Origin of the sequence: Herbaspirillum sp. CAH-3, from assembly GCF_009668275.1 — a bacterium.
Taxonomy (GTDB): Bacteria; Pseudomonadota; Gammaproteobacteria; order Burkholderiales; family Burkholderiaceae_D; genus Herbaspirillum; species Herbaspirillum aquaticum.
In genome coordinates, this window is the sequence record NZ_VSWE01000012.1 from 214,390 (window position 1) to 223,902 (window position 9,513).

A 9,513-nucleotide genomic window follows, 5' to 3' on the forward strand; every position below is an offset into this window, starting at 1 on the left:
CGGAGCCCCGCCCGATGCAGGCAGGCCCAACGCCCACCCCATAGGAGACAAGACGTGCCCCCCGACAACGCGCCACGCGCCCCCATTACCGCGGCCCATTACCGCGCCGACGCCCCCGTTGCCCATGACTGGCAGATCCCCGAGCACTTCAACATCGGCCTGGCCGCCTGTGACCGCTGGGCCGATGGCAGCGGCCGGGCAGCCATCATCGCCGAGGATGCCGACGGCAACGTCATCACCTGGAGCTTCGACCAGCTCAAGGTCCTGAGCGACCAGTTCGCCAACGTGCTGGCCGAGGCCGGCATCCGGCGCGGCGACCGCATCGGCATCTACCTGTCACAGCGCATCGAAACGGTCATCACCCACATCGCCGCCTACAAGCTGGGCGCGGTGACGGTGCCGCTGTTCTACCTGTTCGGGCCGGAAGCCATCGCCTATCGCCTCGACAACAGCGAAGCCGCCGCGCTGGTGACCGATGCAGCCGGCATGGACAAGGTCCACCTGGCCGGTGCGCTGCCGGCGCTGAAGGTGGTGTTCTGCGTGGAGCAGTCCGACATCGTACTGCCGCAGACCACCGACTTCTGGGATCGCCTGCGCGCGGCTTCGCCCGTCTTCGAGACGGTCAACACCCTGGCCGATGATCCGGCCATGATCATCTACACCTCCGGCACCACCGGCAAAGCCAAGGGCGCGCTGCATGCGCAGCGCGTCCTGCTGGGCCACCTGCCGGGCGTGGAGGTCTCGCACGACAGCTTCCCGCAGCCTGGCGACCGCTTCTGGACGCCAGCCGACTGGGCCTGGATCGGTGGCTTGCTCGATGTGCTGCTGCCTTCGCTGTACCACGGCGTGGCTGTGGTGGCGCGCCGCCTGGAAAAATTCGATGCGGCGACTGTCTTCGGTCTGCTGGCGCGGCATGGCATCCGCAACGTGTTCTTCCCGCCCACCGCACTGAAGATGCTGCGCGGCACTCCCGATCCGCGCGCGCAATGGGATTTCAGCTTGCGCAGCGTCGCCAGCGGCGGCGAGACGCTCGGGGACGACCTCATCGCCTGGGGCCACAGCGCACTGGGCGTGACCATCAACGAGTTCTACGGCCAGACCGAATGCAACCTGGTAGTGTCTTCGTCCGCCCAGCTCTATCCCAGCGCATCAGGCAGCATGGGACGCGCCGTGCCAGGGCACGACGTGCAGATCGTCGATGAAGAGGGCGCCATCCTGCCGCGCGGCGAGGTCGGCCATATCGGCATCCGCGCACCGGATCCGGTCATGTTCCTGCGCTACTGGCGCAATGAAGAGGCCACCCGCGAAAAATTTGCGGGCCAGTTCCTGCTCACCGGGGACCTGGGCAACATGGATGAAGCCGGCTATATCCGCTACCTCGGCCGCAATGATGACGTCATCACCAGCGCCGGTTACCGCATCGGCCCGGCGCCGATCGAGGAATGCCTGATGCGCCACCCGGCGGTGCGCATCGCCGCCGTGGTCGGCATCAAGGATGCGCTGCGTACGGAGGTGGTGAAGGCTTTTGTCGTCCTGCAAGACGGACATGCCCCGGAACCCGCACTGGTGGCGGCCCTGCAGCAGCATGTGCGTTCACAGCTGGCGGCGCATGAATATCCGCGCGAAATTGCCTTCGTCGATGCGCTGCCCACCACAGCCACCGGCAAGATCATGCGCAAGGCCTTGAAGGAAAGTGCCGGGCAATCCTGCTGAGGCCCGTGCTCAACCCCCGTGCACCAGCCATTGCATCAGCCACGACAGGCCGAACAGCAGGGCACCGATCAAGCCGCCCACCAGCGTGCCGTTGATGCGGATGTACTGCAGGTCGCGCCCGATGTTGAGTTCGATCTGGCGTGACAGTTCGGCCGTGTCCCACTGCTTGATGGTGTCGCTGATGTGGCGCGTGAGCAGTTGCGCCACATCCAGGCTGAGGCTGGCAATGGCCTGCTCCAGGTGCGCGTTGAGCGAGCTGCGCAATTGGGCATCTTCCTGCAGGGCGCGGCCTATCCATTGGGTGGCCGCGCTGGCCTGGGCGTGCAGGGCCGAATCGGGGCGCGCCAGGTCCTGCCGCAGCCACTGGCGCAGGCTCTCCCAGAGGCTGCCCACATAGGCGTTGACGGCCTCCCCCTGCAGGATCTCGCGCTTGATCTCTTCAGCCCGAGCGCGCAGGGCCGGGGCCTCCTTCAACCGCGCCACGAAGCCGGCCAGCTGGCGATCGAAAGCCTGGCGCAGGGAGTGCTGCGGATCTTCGGCGATGCCGGTGAGGAGCTTGTCGAGGATGTCGGCGAGCGTGTCGGCGGACTTCTCGCCGATCCAGTTCGACGGCAGCAGTTTCTCGATCTTGGGATATTCGCGCTGCAGCCATTCCACCATCCGCTCGGCGATGAAAGCGCGCGTCTGTTCGCGATTGAGCAGCTCGGCCAGGGCCACGATGGCGCGATCCAGCAATTGCTGGTGGCGGCCGTCCAGGGTGAGCGTGTCGAGGATGCTGGCCAGCGAGCGCGACAGGTCCAGCTTGCCCAGCGCGGTCTGCAAGGCCTCACGCACGAAGGCCTGGATGCGGCGGTCATCGGTGAGCGTGAGCACCCCTGCGACCGCCTGCGCCATGTAGCCGCCCAGGCGCGCCGCGTTCTCGGGCGCAGCCATCCAGGCCGAGAGCCGCTGCGCCGGATCATGGCGGCGTACCAGCCCGGCCAGCGACTGCGGACTCAGGAATTTTTCTTCCACGAAGACGGCAAGGTTGTCGGCGATGCGGTCCTTGTTGCGCGGGATGATGGCCGTATGGCGCGCCAGGAAGGGCAGGGGAATGCGGCGAAACAGCGCGGTGACCGCAAACCAGTCCGCCAGCGCGCCGACCATCGCGGCCTCGGCCATGGCGCGCAGCAAAGCGGTCCAGAGCGAGGGCGGTGCCAGTGACGCCGCGACGAACAACACGGCAGAACCCAGCAGGCAAGCCAGGGCGAAACGTTTGGCACGATGCAAAGCGAGTGACTTATCCATGGCAGCTCATGAGAAGGAATCCGGCGGTGAACTCGCGGCATGAGACAGGAGTGCAAACTAAAGGCAAAGTTCTAAAGATTTTCGAAAGATCACTAGTAGATCTTCGAAAAATGCGCACTCAAATATCGGCCGCAATCTCGATAAATTTCGATTATTTAGCAAGAGATTCGAGGGTATAAGTGCATTGTCACCGATAGTTTGTGCGTTTGTAATTGTAGCTAATCGACCGTCACCCCTAGCCGCCTGATCCTTGCGCTCATGAAAAATCCAGAGACTCCACCGAGCGCCCGCGTCATCTTCGGACAAAACGTCCGCAGGGTCCGCCGGCTGAAAGAGATGTCACAAGAAGAACTAGCCTTCCGTGCTGACATCAGTCGCACCTACCTGAGCGAAGTCGAGCGCGGGGAAAGGAATATTTCCGTCGACAACATGGAGGCCCTGGCCTTCGCGCTGGAGATGGAACTGCCCGACCTGATGCGCCTGCGGCTGTTGTCGCTGCCCAGCGAGGAATCGCGCTGAGGGCCATGTTCCCCTTGGGGGCGCGTTGCACGCGCGGCTGCTGCACGGCGCCGCCTTGCGGCTTTTTTTAACCTTGTTCTCGACCGTTTTTACGTACGGTCATTTGTACTTCCTGTTTTACGTTTTCCTGTACGTCTCTTGTCTCGTACAGCTCTTTCGCTCGATGACACCCCGTCCTGGCGCCGCCCAAGGCCGACAGCCAGTGTCAGGGTTCAGGGCCGGGTTTCGGGGCCAGCACGCAGGCCCTGGCTTCGTGCAAGGCTTGCCTCAGCCCTTGCCCGGCAAGCTCACCGGTACCTCGGGAAATCGCAGCGTGAAGACCGTGCGCTTCCCCGGTTCACTGGAGGCGCTGGCAGCGCCCCCGTGCAAGGCCATGATGGTGCGCACGATGGCCAGGCCCAGGCCGCTGGAACCGCTGGCGCTGCTGCGCGAGGGGTCGGCGCGGTAGAAGCGGTCGAAGATGCGCTCGATCTGATCCGGCGGGATCCCCGGCCCGGGATTGGCCACCCCGATCAGGGTCGCGCCCGCCACCACGGTTGCCTCCAGGCTGATGCTGCCCTGCGGTGGCGTATAGCGGATCGCGTTGGCGACCAGGTTGCCCACCGCACGGCGCAGCAGGGTGGCATCGGCATGCAGCACGCCGCTGCCGGCCACTGCAATGCGCACCTGCGCCTCTTCGGCGATGCCCTCGAAATACTCGGCGATGCGGTTGAGCTCCTCGGCCACATCCAGCGGCTGTATCTGCAGGACCACGTGGGCGTTGTCGGCGCGGGCCAGGAACAGCATGCTCTCCATCATGCGCGAGAGGCGCTCGTATTCCTCGATGTTGGAACTGAGCAGGGCCTGGTATTCATCCAGGCTGCGCGGCTTGCCCAGGGCGACCTGGGTCTGCACCATCAGGTTGTTCAAGGGCGTGCGCACATCATGGGCAAGATCGGCGGAGAACTGGCTCAGTTGCTGGAAGCTGCGATGCAGGCGGTCCAGCATGTCGTTGAAGGATTGGACGATCTCGTGCAGTTCGCGCGGGGCAGCCTGCAGATCGAGCCGGGTATCGAGCTTGTTGGCCGAGATGGCGCGCGTCTGTGCGGCCATCATGCGCAAGGGACGCAAGCCGCTGCGCACCAGGAAATAACTCAGGAGCGTGGCCAGCACCGTGCCGATGGAGGCCGCCCACCACACATCGGCGCGATAGTCGGCCAGCAGCAGCATGCGATCCGAGGCCGTACGGACCACCAGCACGATGGCCTTTTCGCCCGAGCGCGTGACCGGCATGCTGGCCATGTAGCGCGCACGCAGGTCACCCATGCGCAAGGCTTCGATGTGATCCCAGCTGCGGATCTTGATGGTGGACAGGTCCACACCGGGCGCCGTGCGCGTCGGATCATGACTTTCCATCAGGGTGCTGCCATCGGCGCGGGCGATGCGCACCAGCAGCTGGTCATGGCCGGAGAGGGTGTCCAATACCAGGTGGCGGCGCGTGAGGATGTCCTCCAGTGAGGCCGCATGCTCAACCAGGTGATTGATGGAGCGGCACTTGCCGGCCAGCTCTTCGTCGTCGCGCGCCTCCAGCTGCATGTGCAGCGAGTGCGACAGATAACTGCCTACCGCCGTGAAGAGCACCAGCGCCAGCAGCCCGAAGAGCACCACCAGCCGCAGGCTCATCGAGGCCGTGGCACGTTTCACTGCCGCACCTCGAACACGTAGCCCATGCCCCACACGGTGTGCAGCAGCTTCTGGTCAAATCCTTCATCGAGCTTGGCGCGCAGGCGGCGTACGGCCACGTCCACCACGTTGGTATCGCTGTCGAAGTTCATATCCCACACCTGCGAGGCAATCTGGGGCCGCGACAGCACCTCGCCCGGACGACGGATCAGCATGTGCAGCAACGCGAATTCCTTGGCGGTCAGGTCGATGCGCTGTCCGGCGCGCGTGACCTTGCGGCGAATGACATCGACCACCACATCCTCGTATTCGATCAGGTCCGCTTCACGGCTGGGTCCGCGCCGCAGCAGCGTGCGTACGCGTGCCAGCAGTTCGGTGAAGGCGAAGGGCTTGACCAGGTAATCGTCGGCGCCCAGCTCCAGGCCCTTGACGCGGTCTTCCACTTCGTCACGGGCGGTGAGGAAGAGCACCGGCGTGTCATGCGTGCGGCGCAGTTCGCGCAGGATGTCCCAGCCGTTCATGCCGGGCAGCATCACGTCCAGGATGATCAGCTTGTAATCCAGCGTGCGCGCGTTGTGCAGGCCATCCACGCCGGTCTGTACCCAGTCCACCACGAAGCCGGACTCGGTCAGGCCGCGACGCAGGTATTCGCCCGATTTGGGCTCGTCCTCTACCAACAAGATGTGCATGATCGGAATTCCTGACGGACAAGCCCGTATTGTGACCCAGCCGCATGCGGCATTCATTACAAATGTGTAATGACTGGGCAATGTTTCTGTACGGACCCGCTCCCTAGAATCCCATCCAACGAATCGCCAACGCAGCACGGCGATCGCGCCATCCCTGGCGGCGCACCTTGCGTGTCGCGCCAGTGGTCTTGTGAAACCGAACCCAAAGGAGTCCCCTCATGAAAACCTCGCATCTCGTCCTCGGCGCACTGGCTACCGCCTTCTCCCTGTCGGCCTTCGCCCAAACCACGGTGACCACCCAGGCCGCACGTGACCAGGCCAACCTGAACGCCCGCAACAACTATCCGGTGGTGCAGTTCCAGGCCAGCAAGACGCGCGCTGATGTGGTGGCCGAGCTGCAAGCCGCACGCCTGGGCGAACCACTGCAGAACACCGGCGCCAAGCCTTCGGTTTCCGACAGCAGCACCCAGGGCCAGGCGCTCGATTCCTCGCTCTACAACGGTGCCTGAAGCCCTCAGGCCACGCGCTGCCGGCCTTCCAGCAGGGCGGTGAACTGTTTACCGCTCATGGGCCGGCCGTACCAATAGCCTTGATACAGCGTGCAGCCCTGCGCATGCAGCAGGTCACGCTGTTCCATCGTCTCCACGCCTTCGGCGATGATGGACAGTCCCAGGCTCTGGCCCAGCATGATGATGCTGCGGATGATGCTGGCCGTGGCCGCATCGTCCTGCATCCTGCGCACGAAGCTCTGGTCGATCTTGATCTGGTCGATGGGAAAGCGTCCCAGGTAGGACAGGGACGAATAGCCGGTCCCGAAATCATCGAGCGAAATCGCTACATCATGCGATTTGAGCTCATTCATTTTTTCGATGACCTCATCGATTCTGTCGATCATCATGCTTTCGGTCAGTTCCACCTTCACCGCCTTGGAGCTGATGCGGTGCTGGCGGATGGTCTCGTGGAAGCGCGCCACGAAGTGGTCCACCTTGAATTCCTGCGCCGACACATTGACGGCCACCACCAGTTCACTACCCAATCCCCCGCGCTGCCACTCTTCGAGATCGCGGCAGATGGCTTCCAGCACCTGGTGGCCGATCTCTTCCATCAATCCCAATTCTTCCGCCACCGGAATGAACAGCGCCGGCGACACCATGCCCTTGACCGGATGCCGCCAGCGCACCAGCGCCTCAGCCCCCACCACATCGCCTTCAAAGGTGACCTGCGGCTGGTAATGGACCACGAACTGGCGCTGCGCGACCGCGGTCCGCAATTCCACTTCCAGCGCGCTGCGCTGGCTGGCCAGGGCCTGCATGGCCGGATCGAAGAAGCGGAAGACATTGCGGCCCGCAGCCAGCGACTGCACCATGGCCAGCTTGGCCTGCATCACCGCTTCCTCGGCTGATTGCACTTCACCGCGCAGGATGTTGATGCCGATGTTGAGGGAGTAGGGGAAGCTCACGGTGGACCCGTGCGGCTCGGCCAGTGCGGCGATGAGACGGTTGGCCAGCGCCTCGCAGAAGCGGATGCCTTCGGCCAGTTCGCTCATCGGCAGGTCGCAACCCAGCGCAAAGCGCTCGCCATCGAGCCGCGCCAGCGTCTGGTCGGGGGCAACACAGGCGCCCAGCCGTCGCGCGCATTCCTTGAAGAGCAGGTCCGCATCGTCAGCCTTGACCAGGCCATGCGACAGGTCGGCGCGATGCATTTCCATATAGAAGACCACCAGCGGCAAGCCGTGTGCCTGTTGCCGCCCCAGGCCACGCCGCAGGCGATCGAGGAACAGCTTCTTGTTGGGCAGGTCGGTGACGGGATCATAGAAGGCCAGGCGGTCGATGCGACTTTCTGCTTCCAGCCGTTCGGAGACATCGATGATGACCCAGATCTGGTCGCCCTGGCGCGTGCCGTCGATGACCGCGGTATGCAACTCTGCCGGAAAGCTGCGGCCATCGGCGCGCTTGAGCAGCACGATCTCGCCAGTCGCGCCATGCGGGCGCAGCAGGGTCTGGTTGACGTAGAGGCTTTGCTGCTGCGCGTCCTCGAAGATCTGCGCGCTGGCCAGCGTGGTGAGCCCAGCGCCATTGATCGCGAGCATGGACTGCGCGGCATCGTTGGCGAAGGCGATGCGTCCATCGCGCACGAACAGCACGCCCGCCGGGATATTGCCCAGGATCGCCGCCTGTTCGTCGAAGAGGGTCTTGAGGCTGGTCTGCATGGCATCCATGCGATGGGCCAGGAGACCGATCTCATCTTTCTGCGTGAGGGCGATGCGGGTATCGAATTGTCCGCGTTCGATGCGGCCGGCAGCGACGGTCAGCTTGCTGATGGGCGCGAGGATACGGCGATAGACCAAGAGGCCGATGATGAGCAGCGCCACCACTGCCTGCGCCAGCAGCACGCGTGTCTGGAAGCGCTTGTCTGCAGCGAGCTTGCGCTGCAGCTGGGCATCGGATACCACCACCTGGACGCTGCCCAGCGTGAGCTTGCGGTCCGGCTGCTGCATGGTCAGCGGCAACGTGCGGGTGAGCAGGCTGCCGGCGCGGCGCAGGGGCTCTTCCTTGCGCGCAAGGACTCTCTCCTCGGGGTCCCGCACTTCCACCGAGACCACCTGGGTATCGAGCATGCTTGCCTGCAGCAGGGCCAACATGTCGTTCTGGTCGAGGCTCCACACCGGCAGCACCAGGCTGTGCGCGAGGGTCTGGCTTTTTTCATCGACCAGGGCGGTCATTTCCTTGCTGATCTGCTGCTCGCGCGTGTCGTTGAGGATGGTCAGCGCCACCACCACCGGCAGGCTCATGGCCACCAGCATGGCGCAGGCGATATAGAGGCCGAGGCTGGTGGTCTTCTTGATCATGGCGGGCCGTGCGGGTCAGGAGTTGATTAAGAGGATGGCGTGGACTTATTTGAACCAGTCCATTTTGTAAGTTTCGATGGCCTGTCGTTCGATGGGCGTCAGCCGGTCGTTCTGCAGTTCGATCACGCGCGGGCGCGTGCCGCGCATGGCCTGGCGCACCTGTCGGGTGGAACCGTGTGTCTGGATCAGGTCCAGCAGGGCAGCGTTGCGATGGATTTTTTTGAGGCCGTCCAGCAGGGCATCGCGGATATCGTCGCGGCCCGGGGAGGTGTAGAAGAAGAGATCGGTCGGGTAGTACAGCACCAGGTCCGGGACGATGGCGAGCTGGTGGGCGGGGTCGTAGGTTTCCAGTTCGCTGGTGGCTTCGAAGATGGAGCGGTTGTAGAAGTCGAAGCGTCCGGCCTTGAGCATGTCGAACAGGTTCAGGTAGTTGCTTTGCGCCACCTTGAGCTGGTTGGCCTGCATGATGCTGGTATCGACCCAGCCGATGCCGGAGCCGATGGTGAAGGTGCGCAGGTCATCCAGGGTGCGGATGGTGCGGGCGCGCTCCAGGCTCTCGCGGTTGGCCAGCAGCACGCGGTAGCCGCCGCCGCCGAGGTAGATGGGGAAGGGGATGGCTTCGAGGGTGCGGGTCATGCCGCTGCCGGCGGAGGTCGCTATGAGGTTGCAATGTTGAATTGCATTTAAATCTGACCCACTTTCCTCGGAAATTTGCATCCTAAGTTGACCCATGTTTAGACCACAATCCTGCTCATGATAGCGAGCGGGAGAACGGAGTGATAAACGTGGCCCTAC

At 63.9% G+C, this 9,513-nt stretch carries 8 protein-coding genes; 3 read left to right on the plus strand and 5 right to left on the minus strand.

Annotated features, from left to right (window positions below):
* Positions 1–84: 84 nt before the first annotated feature.
* Positions 85–1,713: an acyl-CoA synthetase gene (locus FYB76_RS17095; protein WP_370516368.1), complete on the plus strand. Its 1,629-nt coding sequence runs from the start codon at positions 85–87 to the stop codon at positions 1,711–1,713.
* A gap of 9 nt (positions 1,714–1,722) precedes the next feature.
* Here FYB76_RS17095 and FYB76_RS17100 read toward each other — a convergent pair whose 3' ends face one another.
* On the minus strand, positions 1,723–3,000 hold the full coding sequence (locus FYB76_RS17100) for a DUF445 domain-containing protein (protein WP_154134382.1): 1,278 nt from the start codon (positions 2,998–3,000) through the stop codon (positions 1,723–1,725).
* A gap of 258 nt (positions 3,001–3,258) precedes the next feature.
* On the opposite strand from FYB76_RS17100, the gene FYB76_RS17105 reads away from it, so the two are divergent.
* The gene (locus tag FYB76_RS17105; protein ID WP_088757141.1) at positions 3,259–3,519 is read left to right on the plus strand and encodes a helix-turn-helix domain-containing protein; all 261 of its coding nucleotides are present in this window, start codon (positions 3,259–3,261) and stop codon (positions 3,517–3,519) included.
* A 267-nt stretch (positions 3,520–3,786) separates the two neighbouring features.
* On the opposite strand, the gene FYB76_RS17110 is transcribed toward FYB76_RS17105, so the two are convergent.
* Both FYB76_RS17110 and FYB76_RS17115 read right to left on the minus strand, forming a co-directional pair.
* A complete protein-coding gene (locus FYB76_RS17110; RefSeq protein WP_088757140.1) occupies positions 3,787–5,202 on the minus strand; it encodes a heavy metal sensor histidine kinase in 1,416 nt (471 codons plus the stop codon).
* Entirely contained in the window at positions 5,199–5,870 is a 672-nt protein-coding gene (locus FYB76_RS17115; RefSeq protein ID WP_088757139.1) for a heavy metal response regulator transcription factor, read from the minus strand. The genes FYB76_RS17110 and FYB76_RS17115 overlap by 4 nt, the downstream gene beginning before the upstream one ends.
* A 218-nt stretch (positions 5,871–6,088) precedes the next feature.
* On the opposite strand from FYB76_RS17115, the gene FYB76_RS17120 reads away from it, so the two are divergent.
* Positions 6,089–6,379: a DUF4148 domain-containing protein gene (locus tag FYB76_RS17120; RefSeq protein ID WP_088757138.1), complete on the plus strand. Its 291-nt coding sequence runs from the start codon at positions 6,089–6,091 to the stop codon at positions 6,377–6,379.
* Between the two features lie 5 nt (positions 6,380–6,384).
* Here FYB76_RS17120 and FYB76_RS17125 read toward each other — a convergent pair whose 3' ends face one another.
* Together FYB76_RS17125 and FYB76_RS17130 are read right to left on the minus strand one after the other, a co-directional pair.
* Positions 6,385–8,718: a bifunctional diguanylate cyclase/phosphodiesterase gene (locus FYB76_RS17125; protein WP_154134383.1), complete on the minus strand. Its 2,334-nt coding sequence runs from the start codon at positions 8,716–8,718 to the stop codon at positions 6,385–6,387.
* Between the two features lie 45 nt (positions 8,719–8,763).
* Positions 8,764–9,354 (minus strand): hypothetical protein, encoded by a 591-nt coding sequence (locus FYB76_RS17130; RefSeq protein WP_229297001.1) that lies wholly within the window; start codon positions 9,352–9,354, stop codon positions 8,764–8,766.
* Between the last annotated feature and the right edge of the window lie 159 nt (positions 9,355–9,513).

Bases quoted from the DNA above. Each gene is read 5' to 3' on its own strand.
- FYB76_RS17100 (WP_154134382.1), bottom strand. From the start codon at position 3,000: ATGGATAAGTCACTCGCTTTGCATCGTGCCAAACGTTTCGCCCTGGCT.
- FYB76_RS17105 (WP_088757141.1), top strand. From the start codon at position 3,259: ATGAAAAATCCAGAGACTCCACCGAGCGCCCGCGTCATCTTCGGACAA.
- FYB76_RS17115 (WP_088757139.1), bottom strand. From the start codon at position 5,870: ATGCACATCTTGTTGGTAGAGGACGAGCCCAAATCGGGCGAATACCTG.
- FYB76_RS17120 (WP_088757138.1), top strand. From the start codon at position 6,089: ATGAAAACCTCGCATCTCGTCCTCGGCGCACTGGCTACCGCCTTCTCC.
- FYB76_RS17125 (WP_154134383.1), bottom strand. From the start codon at position 8,718: ATGATCAAGAAGACCACCAGCCTCGGCCTCTATATCGCCTGCGCCATG.
- FYB76_RS17130 (WP_229297001.1), bottom strand. From the start codon at position 9,354: ATGACCCGCACCCTCGAAGCCATCCCCTTCCCCATCTACCTCGGCGGC.